The sequence below is a fragment of the Erwinia sp. Leaf53 genome (assembly GCF_001422605.1).
GTDB lineage: Bacteria > Pseudomonadota > Gammaproteobacteria > Enterobacterales > Enterobacteriaceae > Erwinia.
The window spans coordinates 168,279-184,529 of the sequence record NZ_LMLK01000022.1 but is presented as its reverse complement, the minus strand read 5'-3'; the positions used below and the strand labels follow the sequence as shown (position 1 = coordinate 184,529).

General features: G+C 61.8%; 15 protein-coding genes. 6 read left to right on the top strand and 9 right to left on the bottom strand.

Translation table 11 applies throughout. From position 1 onward, the window contains the following. Positions 1-69 precede the first annotated feature (69 nt). From ASF13_RS14630 to ASF13_RS14600, 7 genes are all read right to left on the bottom strand, one after another. Positions 70-1,704 (bottom strand): GMC family oxidoreductase, encoded by a 1,635-nt coding sequence (locus ASF13_RS14630; RefSeq protein WP_056237575.1) that lies wholly within the window; start codon positions 1,702-1,704, stop codon positions 70-72. Next, positions 1,701-2,243 (bottom strand): sugar dehydrogenase complex small subunit, encoded by a 543-nt coding sequence (locus ASF13_RS14625; RefSeq protein WP_056237571.1) that lies wholly within the window; start codon positions 2,241-2,243, stop codon positions 1,701-1,703. The genes ASF13_RS14630 and ASF13_RS14625 overlap by 4 nt, the downstream gene beginning before the upstream one ends. Then, positions 2,227-3,582, bottom strand: coding sequence for a cytochrome c (locus ASF13_RS14620; RefSeq protein ID WP_369814387.1), 1,356 nt, complete (start codon positions 3,580-3,582; stop codon positions 2,227-2,229). The genes ASF13_RS14625 and ASF13_RS14620 overlap by 17 nt, the downstream gene beginning before the upstream one ends. A gap of 155 nt (positions 3,583-3,737) precedes the next feature. Next, positions 3,738-4,472 carry a hypothetical protein gene (locus ASF13_RS14615; protein WP_072166384.1) on the bottom strand — a complete coding sequence of 245 codons (735 nt, stop codon included), beginning with the start codon at positions 4,470-4,472 and terminating at the stop codon, positions 3,738-3,740. Positions 4,473-4,529: 57 nt separating this feature from the next. Further along, positions 4,530-5,672 (bottom strand): beta-propeller fold lactonase family protein, encoded by a 1,143-nt coding sequence (locus ASF13_RS14610; RefSeq protein ID WP_056237567.1) that lies wholly within the window; start codon positions 5,670-5,672, stop codon positions 4,530-4,532. A gap of 34 nt (positions 5,673-5,706) precedes the next feature. Continuing rightward, positions 5,707-6,345, bottom strand: a complete 639-nt coding sequence (locus tag ASF13_RS14605) for an aldolase (RefSeq protein ID WP_056237565.1) — start codon at positions 6,343-6,345, stop codon at positions 5,707-5,709. A 20-nt stretch (positions 6,346-6,365) separates the two neighbouring features. Further along, positions 6,366-7,673, bottom strand: a complete 1,308-nt coding sequence (locus tag ASF13_RS14600; protein WP_056237563.1) for an MFS transporter — start codon at positions 7,671-7,673, stop codon at positions 6,366-6,368. Between the two features lie 237 nt (positions 7,674-7,910). Here ASF13_RS14600 and ASF13_RS14595 point away from each other — a divergent pair, with 237 nt between their 5' ends. After that, positions 7,911-8,945, top strand: a complete 1,035-nt coding sequence (locus tag ASF13_RS14595) for a LacI family DNA-binding transcriptional regulator (RefSeq protein WP_056237560.1) — start codon at positions 7,911-7,913, stop codon at positions 8,943-8,945. A gap of 35 nt (positions 8,946-8,980) precedes the next feature. On the opposite strand, the gene ASF13_RS14590 is transcribed toward ASF13_RS14595, so the two are convergent. Next, positions 8,981-9,682: a substrate-binding domain-containing protein gene (locus tag ASF13_RS14590; protein ID WP_056237558.1), complete on the bottom strand. Its 702-nt coding sequence runs from the start codon at positions 9,680-9,682 to the stop codon at positions 8,981-8,983. Positions 9,683-9,692: 10 nt separating this feature from the next. After that, the gene (locus ASF13_RS14585; RefSeq protein ID WP_056237555.1) at positions 9,693-10,922 is read right to left on the bottom strand and encodes an alpha-hydroxy acid oxidase; all 1,230 of its coding nucleotides are present in this window, start codon (positions 10,920-10,922) and stop codon (positions 9,693-9,695) included. Positions 10,923-11,147: 225 nt separating this feature from the next. Between ASF13_RS14585 and ASF13_RS14580 the strand changes: the two genes are divergently transcribed. The 5 genes from ASF13_RS14580 (at position 11,148) to ASF13_RS14560 (ending at position 16,088) form a co-directional block, all read left to right on the top strand. Then, positions 11,148-11,819 (top strand): aspartate/glutamate racemase family protein, encoded by a 672-nt coding sequence (locus ASF13_RS14580; protein ID WP_056237554.1) that lies wholly within the window; start codon positions 11,148-11,150, stop codon positions 11,817-11,819. Beyond that, on the top strand, positions 11,816-13,081 hold the full coding sequence (otnK, locus tag ASF13_RS14575) for a 3-oxo-tetronate kinase (protein WP_369814381.1): 1,266 nt from the start codon (positions 11,816-11,818) through the stop codon (positions 13,079-13,081). Before ASF13_RS14580 ends, otnK begins: the two co-directional genes overlap by 4 nt. Before the next feature lie 489 nt (positions 13,082-13,570). Continuing rightward, entirely contained in the window at positions 13,571-14,596 is a 1,026-nt protein-coding gene (locus tag ASF13_RS14570; RefSeq protein ID WP_056237547.1) for a methionine ABC transporter ATP-binding protein, read from the top strand. After that, on the top strand, positions 14,589-15,257 hold the full coding sequence (locus tag ASF13_RS14565; RefSeq protein WP_056237545.1) for a methionine ABC transporter permease: 669 nt from the start codon (positions 14,589-14,591) through the stop codon (positions 15,255-15,257). Before ASF13_RS14570 ends, ASF13_RS14565 begins: the two co-directional genes overlap by 8 nt. Before the next feature lie 18 nt (positions 15,258-15,275). Further along, positions 15,276-16,088 carry a MetQ/NlpA family ABC transporter substrate-binding protein gene (locus tag ASF13_RS14560; RefSeq protein WP_056237542.1) on the top strand — a complete coding sequence of 271 codons (813 nt, stop codon included), beginning with the start codon at positions 15,276-15,278 and terminating at the stop codon, positions 16,086-16,088. Positions 16,089-16,251 lie beyond the last annotated feature (163 nt).

Below are 16,251 nucleotides of genomic sequence, written 5' to 3'. Positions count from 1 at the left end.
AAGGCGTGCGGTTTTTATGCGCAACCCTGAGGCAGGGGGCCGGGTAACCCCCGGCTCCCCGCCTTACGTTTACACCTTCACCGTATTCAGCAGATAATCCGCCAGCCGCAGGCTCAGCGCTGCACCGGTCAGCGTCGGGTTCATGCAGGAGGCGGACGGCATCACGCTGGTGCCGGCGATAAACAGGTTAGGGTGGTCGTGGCTCTGACAGTGCCGGTTGACCACCGAATCCTGCGGATCGTCACCCATAATGGTGGTACCCATAATATGCTGGCGATCCTGATAGCCGGTATCAATCTTTGACACGTCCGCGTTCAGCAGCCGGGCAAATTCGGCAAAATCCTTCAGCCCCTGCTCCTTACCCGCGTGCCAGTAATCGTTCACGCTGTAGTAAATCTCCGGCAGCGGAATGCCGATGGCATCCTTTTTGGTTTTGCTCGGCACCACGCGGTTTTCCGCCAGCGGCAGCGTCTCAAAATCGATGGCGAAGTTAAGCGAGCGTGCCGACAGTTTTTTCAGCCCGGCGTCCAGCTGCGATCCCAGCACGCCTTTCTGGATCAGCGAGGCCGCATAGTCCGCCGTCGGCACCGTATTGCGCACCTTGATCTTATAGCTGGGGAAATCCCTGCGAAACGCGCCGTCGCGGTTGTTCAGATACACCAGCAGCTCGGTCGGGCCCTGGCCCGGCCAGACGTCCTCGTTCATCATCACGTTCATGCTGATGCCGGTATGGCCCATCAGATTGCGGCCAACCTGATCGGAGCGGTTGGCGATGCCGTTGGGATAACGTTCTGAGGTGGACATCAGCAGCAGCTTGGGCGACTCAATGCCGTAAGCGGCCAGCACGAAATATTTCGCCGTCAGCCTGTGCTGGCTGCCGTCGGGCTTCTTATAGTGGATAGCGCGGATCGCGCCGTCGTCACCGGCTTCGATATGGCAGACCACCGAGTTATCCAGCAGCCGTGCGCCGTGCTCTTCCGCCTCATCGATATGCATCGAGCCATCGTATTTTGCGGCGATCGGGCAGACCGGGTTGCAGTTATTGTTGCCGCCGCACACCGGACGGCGCTTCCACGGCCGGGTGGCGCGGCCGTTAGGCTCCATCACCGGGTTAAACCCGCCTTTACCCAGCAGCACGGAAAGGCGCTTAAACAGATAGCTCGGCTCAAGGCCCGGCATCGGAAACGGCGTCGAACGCGGCGGCCATGCTTTACCGCCCTGGCCGCTCTCATCCTGACCGTCGACGCCGGAAACGCCCAGCTCATGCTCGGCCGCGCCGTACCAGGGTTCCAGCTCGTCATAGCCAATCGGCCAGTCGCGGCCGCGGCCATACAGGCTGTGGAGTCTGAAATCATTGGGGATCATCCGCCACAGCGCCGAACCAAAGTGCCAGGTGGTGCCGCCGACCACGCGCAGATATTTGGTCGGGTACTTGACCGGGCCGGTCTGCTGCAGGTAGCTGCCGTAGGTGGACGGTACGTGCGGCAGGTCGGGATAAGGCGAACCCACCCCCTGCAGCTTCATATTGGTCAGCGACATCTTGAACGGCGAACTGCGGAACCGCTCCACGATATCCTGGCGTTTCACCCTTGGCCCGGCCTCAACGATGATCACCGATTTGCCTGCTTTCGCCAGCTGCGTGGCGATCAGGCCGCCCATCACCCCGGACCCGATAATAATCACGTCAGCATCATACTGGTTCATGCCGTTGCTCCCTGTTGTGCCGTTGAAACCCCGGGCCTGTCGCCCCATGAATCCGGCCCACCGCCGTAGGTCGGTACCGCCAGAATGCCCTGCGTGGGCAGGTACATCATCGCGTCCGCGTAAGCGATCAGCTCTGTTTTGGCCCCTTCGCCAACCACCCCGGTGTACCAGGCGCTGACGATCAGCGTGGCGGTGTTGTGCAGCGGGGTACCGGCGGCGGTATCCTGCAGAAACGCATCTACGTGCGTATCGCTACGCTGGCCGAGCGCGGTGGCCAGCGCGTCGAGCTGCGCCGGAAAGTCCGGGTAGTGGCGGGTCAGCGCCTCCAGATAGCGGCGGCTGAGGATCGCCCCGACCGGGCGGCTGACCAGGAAAGCAGACACTTCGCTGAAGCGCTGTACCGGAACGACGCTGGCCGCGGCACGGGCCATCTCCGCGGGGAACAGAGCGCTGCAGGCGGCGCTGAGCGACAGCACCGCCATCCCCTGCAGCAGGCGGCGACGGCTTAATCCCGCGCCTGAATTATTTTTTTGTGCCATAACGCCTCCGTTTTCTGCGTGTGAGGGCAAGGCCGCCCGCGACCATCGCACCCGCAACAATAACCACTGCGGTCAGTACCCATGGCCGGGTCAGCCTGACCAGCAGCGGCGTTTCACCGCCTTCGCGCACGGTTTGTACCTGTTGTTCGGTGACGTGCAGCGCGGGATTGCCGTACTGCTGCAGCACATAGTTGCTGACGTCGGCAACCTGACGGTCGCTGAGGCGGTCGGTCCACGCCGCTGCGGGGCCGAAGGCGGGCATTGCCACCGCTTCGTCCTGCACCTTGCGCTGCACGCCGAACAGAATGGTGGCAATCAGGTTATCGGCCTGTTCTGCGCCGGTGGCGGTATTGTGGAACAGCGAAGGATAACGGGCGGTGCCCTGGCCGTCTGGCTGGTGGCAGGCGGCGCAGGTGCTGCTGTAAATCTGCCAGCCGGCGTCATCCGCCTTGTTATCGCCGCGCCGTTGCTGCTCTGTGGACGAGGGCTGGCCAAAACCATCGCGGGAACGCGCCGCGCCGCCGCCGGAGGCGGGCACCTGCTGCAGATAGGCCACGATGGCGTTGATATCCGGGTCCGTCAGGTGCTGCAGGCTGTGTTCAACCGCCTCGGCCATCGGGCCTGCGGCCTGGGCTTTACCCTTCACGTGGCCGGTTTTCAGATACTGCGCCAGTTCGGCCTTGCTCCAGCCGCCGATCCCCGAATGCACATCCGGGGTGATATCGGGCGCGTACCAGCTGCCGAGGCTGCCGCCGGCGAGCGGCTGGTCATTCTGCTGGCCCATAAGCAGGTTACGCGGCGTATGGCAGGTATCGCAGTGGGCCAGCGCGTTGACCAGGTAGTCACCCCGGTTGACCTCATCGCTCGCCGTCGGTGAGGGGACAAAGCGCGTGTTTTCAGCAAACATCAGGTTCCACACCGCCATTGACGCGCGCAGGTTGAAGGGAAACGGCAGGCGGGTTTGCGGTGCGGCAACGTCCACCGGCCTGACGCCGTGCATAAACCAGACGTAGAGGGCGTGAATATCCTCATCGCTGATTTTCGCGTAGGAGGGGTAAGGCATCGCCGGATAAAGGTGCTGACCCTGTTTATTGATCCCTTCACGCACCGCGCGGGCAAACTCCGCTTCGCTGTAGCCGCCGATACCGGCGGTGGGGGAGGGGGTGATATTACTGGCATATATGCTTCCCATCGGGGAAGCGATCGCATAACCGCCGGCCATCGGCTCGCCCTGATGCGGCGAGGTGTGGCAGGCTCCGCAGTCGGCGGCGGTCGCGAGATATTGTCCCCTGGCCATCAGCGCCCGATCCCCGGAATCAACCGGTTCAGCGGTGCTCATCCCGCTGAAAAGGATCAGGCTGACGGCCAGCGGAAGACTAAGACGTCTCACCTGACTTGCTCCTGTAAAATGAAAAAACTTTTGTAGTTTTATAGGGACTTCGGTACGGCAAACTCCCACGCGTGGCCACATCACCGCGCGCGGGCAAAAAAGAGTTAGAGCAGTTCGTAGTCGTTAAACTGCAGCGGCGTGTCGCCACCGTTGGTCAGTTGCACCTCGCCGGGTTCGGTCAGGAAGGCGTCACCGCGGTGTACCCAAATCTCCCGCGTGCGGTTGGGTTTACCCGGCACCGCCAGCAGCAGGCGGCCTTCGGTAAAGAACACCCGCACCCCCGGCCCGTGCTGGACGTAGCCCGGCGCGACTTCACCCGGCTGCAGGCCAACCTTCCAGCCGCGCACGGTCTTCTCATCCAGTACCTGGCGGAACTGCGCTACCGCCGGACGGCTGGCGTCGCCGAAGTTCTGCGGGCCGTTTTGCTTAATTTCAAAGGAAACCTGGTGGTTCAGCGTGGTGTCGGTATTGGTGACCTTGTCTTCGTCCGACTTGCCCTGGTGCTGGCCAAACTTCACGTCGCCGCTTTTCATCCAGTGGTCTTTGGCCGGTTTATCCGGGTAAGAGATATGCACCACGCTGCCGTCAACGTGGGTGTTGACGTAGTCAAGATGCTGCTCGTGGAACAGCGTGGACTGGCCCGGGCGGATCATCACCCGCATTACCGTGACGTACTGGTTTTCCAGGATCACGTGGTGCAGCGGCTCCAGATCGGTCGCCACTACCTGCTCTTTGCCGTCGGTCACCGCCGCTTTCTCTGCGGTGGCGGCGTTAACGCTGCCGGTCATCAGGCCGGTGGCAAGCAGGGCGCAGAGTAGGGCGTGAGGTTTGAGGTTCATTAAAACTCCTTAATGCAGGGGAAAAGCCCGGCGACTGCTGCCGGGCGGGAGGAACGTTCAGGGTTCAACCAGCGTCACCCAGTTGGCACCGTCGCCACCCGGATAGCGGCCGGCCAGCGTCAGCGCACCGTCTGCCGGGTTGATGCGGTACAGGGAGATGTGATCTGACTTCTGGCCGGACTCAATCAGAAACCGGCCGCTGTTGTCGATGGCAAATCCGCGCGGCTGCGCTTCGGTTTTAATACTGGCGAGTCGGGTCAGATGGCCGTCGGTGGGATCGACGCGGAACGAGGTCAGGGTGCTGCTGGTGCGCTCGGTGGCGTAGAGGTAACGGCCGTCCGGCGTGATGTGGATATCGGCCTGCCAGATGCGCGGCTTCGCCGACGGCGGCAAATCGTCATCGCCGGTCAGCGGCCGCGCCTCGCCGCGCTGCATGTCTTCATCCGGTGAGACGGACGAAACGTCTTCGTGCGCGGTGGCGCGGCCCTGGTCATCCAGCGTGACGCGGGTAATGTTGCCCGCCATCTCGTTGAGGATGTACATATTGCGCTGGCCGTGGCCGTCGCGCGCCGGGGCGAAGACAAAATGGCGCGGGCCGGTGGCCGCCTCATGCTGGATATTGATAAACGGCGGATCGAGCGGGGTGACGCGGCCGCTGCCGGCATCAAAGCGGAACTGCAGCAGCTGGTCGGTGCCGAGCTGCGTCACGTAAAGGAAACGGTTCTGCGCGTCAACCTGCACGGCGTGGGCGCGCTTGCCGGTATGCACCACCTGCACCGGCTTCTCCACCACATTACCCTGGCCGTCAATGGCGTTGATGCTGACCAGATCGCCGCCGAACGACGCGCTCAGCAGGAAACGGCCAGAACGATCGGTGGAGAGATACGCCATGCTCTGCGGCAGCGGCGTTTCGCTGCGCTTCTGCAGCTGGCCGTCGGCCTCAATGTGATACGCGACCACGCGGTAAGGCTGGCTGCGTACCGAAACGTACAGCATTTTATGATCCGGTGAGACCACCGACGACATCGCCTTTTTCCCGGCAGGAAAGGTGCCAATGGGCTCCAGCGTGCCGCGTGACGTGTCCAGCCGGTAGCCGGTCACCGTACCGCTGACGTCGTTGGAGACGTAAACCCGGCTCTGCGCCTGGGCGCAGCCTGCGGTCAGCGCCAGAAGCGCGGCCGCGGTAAGCATTTTTTTCATTATGACTCCTTGTGGGCAGGGTTCGGCAGTCCGCCTACCAGCGGGTGGCGAACGTCTCACACAGCTCGGCAACCTGTTGCTCGCTCAGGGGCTGCGGTTTTTCCGCCGCCTGCAGCCACAGGCGGGCGGTCTCTTCCAGCTCTTCCAGCGCCGCACAGGCGCTGACGACGCTGCCGCCCCAGACAACCGGGCCAAGACGTTCCAGCATCACGCCGCGTACTTCGCAGGCCAGCTGCGCAACCTGGTGCGCAACGTCCGCCGCGCCGGGACGACGATAGCCGATTAACGGAATGCGGCCGACCTTCATTACCTGATACGGGGTGATCGGCGGCAGAATGCTGCTCTGCTGCCAGACGCCCTGCAGCGTCAGCCCCACCAGATGGGTGGAGTGGGTATGCACCACGCTGTTCACCTCAGGGTTTCGGTCATACACCTGGCGATGCAGCAGCAGCGTCTTGGACGGCTTGTCGCCTGAGAGCCACTCTCCTGTGGCAGAGACTTTGGCAATTTTCGCCGCCTCCAGACGCCCGAGGCAGGCGTCGGTGGGCGTAATCAGCCAGCCGTCATCCAGCCGGGCGCTGATGTTGCCGGCGGTGCCGACGGTATAGCCGCGCCGGAACAGGCTGGCACCGGCCCAGACGATCTCTTCACGAAGCTGTTGTTCATTGTTCATCGCGTTTCTCGGTTCGTTAGTTATGAATGGGTTGCGGCAGGTCTGGCGTCAGGATCCGCGTTTTTCAGCACCAGCGGTTCAACCTTGCCCATGATGAACATAAAGTTAAACGCGCCGAACAGGCAGATACCGCCTGCGACCAGCAGCGGCACGACAAAGGAGCCGTGGCTCAGGGTCAGCATCAGGCCGGTGAACGAAGCGGTAACGATCCCCGCCAGGTTGCCGGCAAAGTTCTGGATCCCTCCCAGCGTGCCGACATAGCCGGAGCTGGGCGCAACGTCGGCAGGCAGGGTCCAGATGTTGGAGGCGGTAAAGGCCAGGCCCGCGTAGGTCAGTGAGAACAGCGTCAGGATCAGCGGAATGCTGGTGGTAAAGGCGGCAAAGGCGATCACCGAAGAGAGCAGCATGCCGGCGATCAGGCAGGTTTTGCGCGCGGTGGTCAGCGAGAAACCTTTGCGGTACATCCAGTCGGAACAGATACCGCCCAGCAGGCTGCCCGGGATACCCATCAGCGCCGGGATCGCACCCAGCGTCCCCAGCTCTTTCAGTGAGAAGCCGTGGGCGATGGTCAGGTAGGTCGGGAACCAGGTCACGAAGAAGTAGGTGGCGAAGTTCATGCAGAAGAAGCCGATCATCATCCCCCAGACGGTGCGGTAGCGGAACAGCGCGCGGATGCTGACTTTCTCACTTTTGTCGACCACGTTGACGCTGCGGTCCTCCAGCAGATTCTGGCGCTCCTGCTCGTCGAGGCCCTTCATCTCCTCCGGTTCGCGGTAGAACATCAGCCAGATAACCACCCAGATCAGTCCCAGCGCGCCGGTGACCACGAAGGAGGTCTCCCAGTCCCAGGTGCTGATCAGCCAGGCCACCAGCGGCAGGGCGATAGCGCTTCCCGCGCGCGGGCCGGCGTCGAAGATGCCGCTGGCGGTTCCGCGCTCTTTTTTGGCAAACCACGAGTAGACCACCTTGGCGCAACCGGGATAGCCGCCGGACTCACCGATGCCGAGCATTAAACGCGAGGCGAAAATGGACGTGAAGCCGCGGCCAAACGCGGTGAACACCGTAAACAGTGACCACCAGCCGACCGCGATGGCCAGACCGGCGCGTGCGCCCAGGCGGTCGATCATGCGCCCTGCGGGGATCTGCATCAGCGCATAGGTCCAGAAAAAGGCACCGAGGATCAGCCCCATGCTGGTGTCATCCAGCCCGAGGTCGGCTTTAATATGTGGCGCGGCGATGGCCAGGTTAATACGGTCTATATAGTTGATGGCGATAGCGAAAAAGCAGAAGGCGATCATCAGCCATCGGATTCGTGGGTATCTACGCATGGTGAATTCCTTTATTATCTCGGTGTTTTCCACGGCTGAGGTGGAAACGCAGGGAAGCCGTTGTCCCGGTTTTTTTTGTTATCATCGGGTGAAATTTTCCGGGTGTCTGATAACATGTCGTTAAAAGTAAGCGATTACAAAAATCAGTCAAGCCAAAAGTAAGCGCTTTCAAAATGAACCTCAGATTGTCTGCAAATTTTGTGGGCGAGGTCACTAATTTCAGTCAGGAGTTCCAACATGTCCGACAAGTTCCCCGCCCCCGCGCGGGTCTCGCTGGAAGACGTTGCCCACCACGCCGGGGTTTCAACGGCCACCGTCTCCCGGGTGCTTAACGGCAGCACCTCGGTGAAAGCCGCCAGCCGTCAGGCGGTGGAACGCGCCTGCGAGGAGCTGGGATACGTGATTAACCGCGCGGCGCGCACGCTGGCTTCCCGGCGCAGCATGACCATTGGCGCGGTGGTGCCGACGCTGGCGACGGAAACGTTCTCGCGGCCGCTGGCGGCGTTTCAGCAGAAGATCCACCAGTCTGGCTACACGCTGCTGCTGGCCAACTCCGATTTCGACCCGGATACCGAGCTGAAAGAGGTCAACAAGCTGATCGAGTACGGCATCGATGCGCTGATGCTGGTGGGGAATTCTCACCACCCGCGCCTGAGGGAGCGCATCAACCAGCTGGGGATCCCCTGCATCCAGACCTTCTCGGTCGACGCGGGCCACCCGAGCATTGGCTACGACAACGAGCAGGCCGCCGCTGAGATAACGTCCCATCTGCTGGGGCTGGGGCATAAGCAGTTTGCGGTGATTGTGGGGACCCCGCCGTCGAACGACCGCGTCTCCGATCGTATTACCGGCACGCGCGAAGCGCTGTCGGCGGCGGGGCTGATGCTGGCGGAGGAGAATCTGATCAACAGCGCTTTTACCATGAATGACGCCCGTCAGGCCATGTTCCGGCTGCTGGACGGCCCGGTGCCGCCAACGGCGGTGATTTGTGGTAACGATCTGCTGGCGTTTGGCGCGATGCGCGCGGCGGCCGAACGCTACCTGCGCATTCCAAACGACATTTCGATCACCGGCTTTAACGACTACGAGTACGCGGAACATCTGGAGCATCCGCTGACCACCATGCGGGTGGAACTGGACCAGATAGGCCTGCTCGCCGCCGACTACCTGCTGGCGACGCTGAACGACCAGCCCGCGCCGCGCCAGACGCTGCTGAAGCCGGAGCTGATCGTGCGCGGTAGCACCGGCTCACCGCCGCGCCAGCCGCGCTGAGGCCTGTCTTATCTCTGCTTCATCGCGCAGTACGATCAGGCTCGTGGCGTCAGGCCGCAGGCCTGAAACACCTCGCGTGCTGCGTCCGATCGCAGAAACGCCAGCAGCGCGGCGGCTTCAGCGGGCCGGCCGGCGTTGCGGAACAGCGCGCCGGGGAATGAGAGCACCTTTTGTAGCTCATCCGGTAGCGGCCCGGCGATTTTAATGCCCGGCACGGTGAGCAGCTCGCTGATTTGCTGCACGGCCAGATCCGCTTTTCCCTCCAGCAGCAGCCGGGCGGTAAATCCCTCGTCGATAGTGCTGGCGCGGGCGTTCACCGCCTGGGTGATGTCGAGCCGCTCCAGCACCGTTTTAAACCAGATGCCGCTGGCACCGCCGAGCGAATAGCCCACCGAGCGGGCCTGGAGCAGGCTCTGCTTCAGCGCCGCCGCGCTGCTGAGGTCCGGCTGTGCGGCATCAGGCAGCGTCGCCACCCCGATGGTTGAATCCACCAGTTCGCGGCGGCTGCCGGCCTCCACCACCGCCTGCTCCACCAGCCGGTCCATGGCTTCCGTGGTGACAATCACCGCGTCGGCGCGCCGGCCATCGGCTATCCACTGCTCAATGCGGGTGGTGGGGGCCCACTCTACCTGCAGTTCCACCTGCGGACAGCGCTGTTGCCACAGCGGCAGCAGCCGGTCAAAGGCGGCGCGGATCGCCAGTACGCTGAACAGCTTAACGGGTCTTTGGGCGCTCATCTCCGCCTCCTTACAGTTTACGCAGGTAGCTGGCATCCAGCTCTGCCGGGGTTCGCACGCCGATCAGCGCCAGGTCGCGGTCGATCTCGTCGCGAAGAATATGCATCGCATGCTCCACGCAGCGCTGGCCGCCGATAACGCTCGCGTAGAGGAACGGACGGCCGAGAAACACAAAGTCGGCCCCCAGCGCCATCGCCTTCATCACGTCGGTGCCGCGGCGGATGCCGCTGTCGATAATCACCTTCATTGCGCCTTTGCTGGCGGCGATCTCCGCCAGCGTATACAGCGGCGGAATGGTGTGATCGAGCTGACGTCCGCCGTGGTTAGAGAGGATCACCGCGTCCGCACCAAGGTCGCGGGCGATAAACGCATCCTCCGGCGACATCAGCCCCTTAATCACCAGATTGCCGCGCCATTTTTTGCGGATGGCCTCAACGTTTTTCCAGCACAGCTTGTCGCGGGCGTTGGTGTTGCGCACCTTGCCGGACATCATCGGCGGGCCGCGCTCGGCGTCGGTGTTTTCAAAGTGCGGCGCGCCGTGGCGCAGGAAGGTTTGCGCGACGGTGCCCAGCAGCCAGCGCGGGTTTATGGCGCTTTCAAACGCCACCTTCGGGGTGATTTTAATCGGCATGCTGAAACCGCTGCGGATGTTGTGCTCGCGGTTGCCCAGCATTGGCGTGTCGCCGGTAACCACCAGCGTCTGGTATCCGGCGGCTTCAACGCGATCCACCAGGCGGTCAATGCGCGGCTGATCGCCGGCCAGATAGGCCTGGAACCACGCATCGGCATTGGCGGCGTGCACGTCCTCCAGCCTGACCAGCGACGAGGCGCTGAGGATCATCGGCACGTTCATCTGCCGCGCGGCCTTAGCCAGCGCAATATCGGCCTGATAGGCGACAAAGGAGGCGCCGCCCAGCGGTGCCACGCCGAACGGATGCTGATACGTGTGGCCGAACAGCGTGGTGGCCTGGCTGCGGCCCGAGACGTCGCGGAACATGCGCGGGATAAATTTAAAGCGCTGGTAGGCGTCAAAGTTACCGGCAATCCCCTGGCCGCTCTCCACGCCGCCGGCGACGTACTGATAGATCATATTCGGCAGCCGGCGGCGCGCATGGCGCTCAAAGTCGTCCAGCGACAGCAGATCGCGGAACGCACGCGGCGTTTTTTTTGCCGGCTCTGGGGCTGTTGTCACGGCCGGAGCCGCGGCGGTCAACGATGAGGGGCTGACTGAGGTTGTCATAACAGGTTTCACACTCCATTGGCGGTGCTGCCACGCGCCACGACAAGGGTTACGTCGTCGGCGGCTGGCGGGAATTTTTGTAAGCGCTTTCAATATTGCTGTCTGTGGCATAAAATTTCAACACTGTGCGGTGAGAAGTATCGCTATTTTATGTGACGAGCATCACTTTACAGAAACATTTGTAAGCCCTTACATTATGCTGAACCCGACTGAACGGAAACTGACATGACTTCACGAATTGTTTTACTGCACGCCACGCCGGTGGCGATGGCACCGATCCACAGTGCCTTTACCGATCTGTGGCCGGAAGCGGAACTGGTTAACCTGCTGGACGACGGCCTGACGATTGACCGTGCGAAAACCCCCGGGCTGACCGCTGAACTCACCGACCGCTTTGTCCGACTGGGCGAATACGCCCACGATATGCAGGCGGCGGCTATCCTGGTCACCTGCTCGGCGTTCGGCCCGGCCATTGACCGGCTTGCCGCTGAACTGCCGATCCCGGTGCTTAAACCCAACGAGGCGATGTTCCGCGAAGCGCTGAACAGCGGCAAAAATATCGGCATGCTGGCCACCTTCGGCCCGGCGGTGGAGACAATGACCGCCGAATTTGAGGAGTTTGTGGCGCAGGCAGGCAGTGAGGCACGGCTGACCACGGTGCTGGTGGCGGACGCCATCGATCTGCTGCGCAAAGGTGACCGTGAGAGCCATAACCGGCTGGTGGCCGATCGGGCGCACGAACTGGCGCACTGCGACGTGATCATGCTGGCGCACTTTTCAACCTCTAATGCGGCTGAGGCGGTACGCAGCCGGGTCAGCATCCCGGTGCTGACCGCGCCACACGCCGCCGTCAGCCTGATTAAGGCCACTGTTAACCACTGTGGCGAGGAGAAATGATGTTAATTGGCGTGATTGCAGACGATTTTACCGGGGCCAGCGATATCGCTGTCACCCTGTCAAAAGGGCTGGAGGGTGAGGGCGGGCTGCACACCGTTCAGTATCTGGGCGTGCCGTCCACCCCGGCCGCAGCGGGGGTTGAGGCGGGGGTTATCGCACTGAAGAGCCGTTCGCTCACGGCCGCCGAGGCCGTGGCGCAGTCGCTGGCCGCCTGTCGCTGGCTGCAGGCGCAGGGGTGTGAACAGATCGTCTTTAAGTACTGCTCCACCTTTGACTCAACCGACGAAGGCAATATCGGCCCGGTGACCGAGGCGCTGGCCGCGCAGCTTGACGCGCGGAGCGTGGTGGTCTGCCCGGCCTTTCCGGCGATGGGACGGACGGTTTATCAGGGGCACCTGTTTGTGTATGACCGGCCGCTGAATGAGTCCGGCATGCAGCATCATCCGCTGACGCCGATGACCGATGCCGATCTGCGGCGGGTGCTGCAGCGGCAGACCTCGCTTAAGGTAACGCACCTGGGCTGGCACAAGGTGGCGCAGGGCAGCGAGGCGCTGCGCGAGGCGTTGTCACAGCAGGGGCAGGCAGAACGAACGCTGGTGGTGGTGGACGCCATCAGCAATCACGACCTGACCACCCTGGGCCGCGCCTGCCGGGGGGCACCGCTGGTGACCGGCGGCTCGGGCATCGCGCTGGCGCTGCCGCACAACTTTATCGCTCAGGGCAGGGCGCACGGCCGGCAGGCGGGCATTACGCCCCTCGGCGGCGCTGAAGCGATCCTCGTCGGCAGCTGTTCCGGCGCAACCCGCGGGCAAATCGACGAGCATCAGAAGCAGCATCCGGTGCTGATGATTGAGGTGGAATCGGTGCTGAACGGCACAACCGGGCCGCAGCAGCTGGTGGAATTTATTCTTATGCATCAGGGAGAGGCACCGCTGGTGTACTCGTCCGGCGATCCGCAAACCGTCGAACGGCTGCAGAAAGAGTATGGCCGCGAACGTATTGCCGCCGCGCTGGACGACCTGTTCGGCCAGACCGCCCGTCAGCTGGTGGCGGCGGGCGTCAGGCGGCTGGTGGTCGGCGGCGGCGAAACCTCTGGCGCGGTAGTCAGCGCGCTGGATCTGGGTGCGCTGACCATCGGCCGGGAGATCGACACCGGCGTGCCTGCGCTGGTCTCCGGCGGCAGCCGGCCGCTGGCGCTGGCGCTGAAGTCCGGCAACTTCGGCGCGCGGGACTTCTTCGCCCGGGCGGTGAACAGCCTGTAAAACGGCGGCAGGCGGGAGGCCCCCGCAGGCACTAATGATCCCGACGTTGGCTTCCCCTTTTCCCCACGGTGTTCTGCTTGCAGCGTACCTGAGGGGGGGGCTAACCTGCTCTGACTCTGACTCTGACTCTGACTCTGACTCTGACTCTGACTCTGACTCTGACTCTGACTCTGACTCTGACTCTGACTCTGACTCTGACTCTGACTGGGGCGTGGGCGTGGGCTGAGCAGTGTCTATCCTGGTCCTCATCCCGGCACAGGCCGGAACAGGCGGCTGACGTCAGTAAACGTCGGCAGAAAGCCTGTTGTTCATCCGCTCCGCGCCCTTGATATGTCATTTCGTTATAAGCCATAGCATTTCAGTCGTTTCCAACTATTTCACCGCTGCTTACTATCGCTTAGCAATTAATGCTATCGATAATTCCCGACCGATAATCAGATTAATTAATCAGCATATTTTGCTGATTTACGGCAGAAAAACAGAGCTCAGATGATTGAATTACGTCACGTATCCAAAACATTCGACGCCCGAAGCGGCCCGATCGCCGCCGTAGACGACGTCAGCCTGCGTGTGGAACAGGGGCAGATTTACGGCATTATTGGCTACAGCGGTGCGGGTAAAAGTACGCTGATCCGCCTGCTGAATGGCCTGGAAAAACCCACCGCCGGTAGCGTGATCATCGCCGGGCAGGATATTGCCCGGGCGCGCGGCGAAGCGCTGCGCCAGGCGCGGCTGAAGATCAGCATGGTGTTTCAGCACTTTAACCTGCTGTGGTCGCGTACCGTCAGCGAGAATATCGCTTTTTCGCTGCAAATCGCCGGTGCGCCAAAAGCGGTCATCCAGCGCCGGGTTGCTGAACTGGTCCAGCTGGTTGGTCTGAGCGGCAAAGAGCAGGCTTATCCCGCTCAGCTTTCCGGCGGACAAAAACAGCGCGTCGGTATCGCCCGCGCGCTGGCCAACAGCCCGGACGTGCTGCTGTGCGATGAGGCAACCTCCGCGCTGGATCCACAAACCACAGATGCCATTCTTGACCTGCTGTCAGATATTAACCGTCAGCTGAAGCTGACCATCGTGCTGATCACCCACGAGATGCACGTGGTGCGCAAAATCTGCCACCGCGTGGCGGTAATGGAAGCCGGGCGAATCGTGGAAGAGGGTGAAGTGCTGTCGGTATTTACCCATCCGCAGCAGCCGATTACCCGTCAGTTCGTTCGCCAGACTACCGAATACAGCAATGCTGACACGCCGTTTAACCCGGCGCTGGTGGATGCAGAGGTGGGCAGCGTGCTGAAGCTGACCTTTGTCGGCCAGAGCACCCGTGAGCCGGTTGTCGGTGAACTGACGCTGAAATATGCGCTGCCGTTCAACATCCTGCACGGCAAAATGACCCAGACCAGCAACGGCACCTTCGGTGAGCTGTGGCTGCAGGTCCCGGCCAGCGGTCCCCAGCTGGAGAGCATCCTTACGGATCTGCACGCTCACGAAATTTCTGTCGAGGTGGTAAGCCATGTCTGAGTCCCTGTTTCCCCACCTGAAGCTCGACCAGCTGTGGAACGCCACGCTTGAAACTCTGTATATGACCGCGCTGTCCGGCGTGGCGACCTTTGTGCTCGGTATTCTGCTCGGGCTGGCGCTGTTCCTGACCGCCCGCGGCGGCCTGTTTCAGAACCGGGCCATTTACTCGACGATTTCGCTGCTGGTCAACGTGTTCCGCTCGATTCCGTTCATCATCCTGATCGTGCTGCTGATCCCGTTTACCAAGGCGCTGATCGGCACCATTCTCGGTGCGGACGCCGCGCTGCCGGCGCTGATCGTCGGGGCGGCACCGTTTTACGCCCGGCTGGTGGAGATCGGCCTGCGCGAAGTCGATAAAGGGGTGATTGAGGCCTCGCGTTCGATGGGGGCACGCCTGAGCACGCTGATTTTCCGCGTATTGCTGCCGGAGTCCTCGCCGGCGCTGGTCTCCGGGATTACCGTCACCCTAATTGCGCTGGTCAGCTACAGCGCGATGGCCGGGGTGATCGGTGCCGGCGGCCTCGGCAACCTGGCCTACCTTGAGGGCTTCCAGCGCAACCACGGGGACGTGACGCTGGTGGCAACGGTGATGATTCTGGTGATCGTGTTTATTATCCAGTTTTTAGGTGATGTACTGACTACACGGCTCGATAAACGTTAACTTTTAGGAACTTAAAACATGAAAAAAACACTGACGCTGCTGGCTGCGGCCACCCTGGGAGCCCTGAGCCTGAGCGCATGGGCAGACACGCTGACCGTGGGCGCCTCTAACGTACCGCACGCGGAGATTCTGGAGCAGGCTAAACCGATTCTGGCGAAGCAGGGCATTGACCTGGAGATCAAACCGTTCCAGGACTACATCCTGCCGAACACCGCGCTGGCCAGCCGTGATATCGATGCCAACTACTTCCAGCACATCCCGTACCTGAACAGCGTGCTGAAAGATCACGCGGGCGACAAAACCTATGACTTCGTCAGCGCCGGTGCGATCCATATCGAGCCGATTGGCATCTACTCTAAAAAGTACAAATCGCTGCAGGATCTGCCGCAGAACGGCAAAATCATTATGCGTGACGCGGTAGCCGAAGAGGGGCGTATCCTGTCGATCTTTGAGAAAGCCGGCGTCATCAAGCTGAAGCCGGGCGTCAGCAAGGTTGACGCGCGCATCAGCGACGTGGTGGAAAACCCGAAAAAGCTGAAGTTCCTGGCGAACGTGGAAGGCGCGCTGCTGCCGCAGATGTATAACAACGACGAAGGCGACGCGGTGGTGATCAACGCCAACTACGCCATCGACGCCGGCCTGAACCCGGTGAAAGATCCCATCGCCGTCGAAAGCGGTGAAAACAACCCGTACGCCAACATCATCACCGTACACCGCGGCGACGAGAACAAGCCGGACATCAAGGCGCTGGTCGACGTGCTGCACTCGAAAGCTATTCAGGAGTGGATCCGCACCAAGTACAAAGGTGCGGTGATCCCGGTTAACAACTGATAACCTGTTGACACAATCGATGGCGGGGGTAGGCTTACTTTTGCAAGAAGATACCCGTAGCACAACGCCTGAAGTGGTCACCACCCATAACAGGACCCGAAATTAAACCCGTCTTACCGGGTCGGTTTTTTTTCGCCCCCTGAATTTCCCACACTCCACGAAA

Excerpts from the sequence above, each read along its gene's own strand:
- ASF13_RS14595 (WP_056237560.1), top strand. The coding sequence starts at position 7,911 with ATGTCCGACAAGTTCCCCGCCCCCGCGCGGGTCTCGCTGGAAGACGTT.
- ASF13_RS14615 (WP_072166384.1), bottom strand. The coding sequence starts at position 4,472 with ATGAACCTCAAACCTCACGCCCTACTCTGCGCCCTGCTTGCCACCGGC.
- ASF13_RS14585 (WP_056237555.1), bottom strand. The coding sequence starts at position 10,922 with ATGACAACCTCAGTCAGCCCCTCATCGTTGACCGCCGCGGCTCCGGCC.
- ASF13_RS14590 (WP_056237558.1), bottom strand. The coding sequence starts at position 9,682 with ATGAGCGCCCAAAGACCCGTTAAGCTGTTCAGCGTACTGGCGATCCGC.
- ASF13_RS14620 (WP_369814387.1), bottom strand. The coding sequence starts at position 3,582 with ATGAGCACCGCTGAACCGGTTGATTCCGGGGATCGGGCGCTGATGGCC.
- ASF13_RS14580 (WP_056237554.1), top strand. The coding sequence starts at position 11,148 with ATGACTTCACGAATTGTTTTACTGCACGCCACGCCGGTGGCGATGGCA.
- ASF13_RS14570 (WP_056237547.1), top strand. The coding sequence starts at position 13,571 with ATGATTGAATTACGTCACGTATCCAAAACATTCGACGCCCGAAGCGGC.
- ASF13_RS14565 (WP_056237545.1), top strand. The coding sequence starts at position 14,589 with ATGTCTGAGTCCCTGTTTCCCCACCTGAAGCTCGACCAGCTGTGGAAC.
- ASF13_RS14560 (WP_056237542.1), top strand. The coding sequence starts at position 15,276 with ATGAAAAAAACACTGACGCTGCTGGCTGCGGCCACCCTGGGAGCCCTG.
- ASF13_RS14610 (WP_056237567.1), bottom strand. The coding sequence starts at position 5,672 with ATGAAAAAAATGCTTACCGCGGCCGCGCTTCTGGCGCTGACCGCAGGC.
- otnK (WP_369814381.1), top strand. The coding sequence starts at position 11,816 with ATGATGTTAATTGGCGTGATTGCAGACGATTTTACCGGGGCCAGCGAT.
- ASF13_RS14625 (WP_056237571.1), bottom strand. The coding sequence starts at position 2,243 with ATGGCACAAAAAAATAATTCAGGCGCGGGATTAAGCCGTCGCCGCCTG.
- ASF13_RS14600 (WP_056237563.1), bottom strand. The coding sequence starts at position 7,673 with ATGCGTAGATACCCACGAATCCGATGGCTGATGATCGCCTTCTGCTTT.
- ASF13_RS14630 (WP_056237575.1), bottom strand. The coding sequence starts at position 1,704 with ATGAACCAGTATGATGCTGACGTGATTATTATCGGGTCCGGGGTGATG.
- ASF13_RS14605 (WP_056237565.1), bottom strand. The coding sequence starts at position 6,345 with ATGAACAATGAACAACAGCTTCGTGAAGAGATCGTCTGGGCCGGTGCC.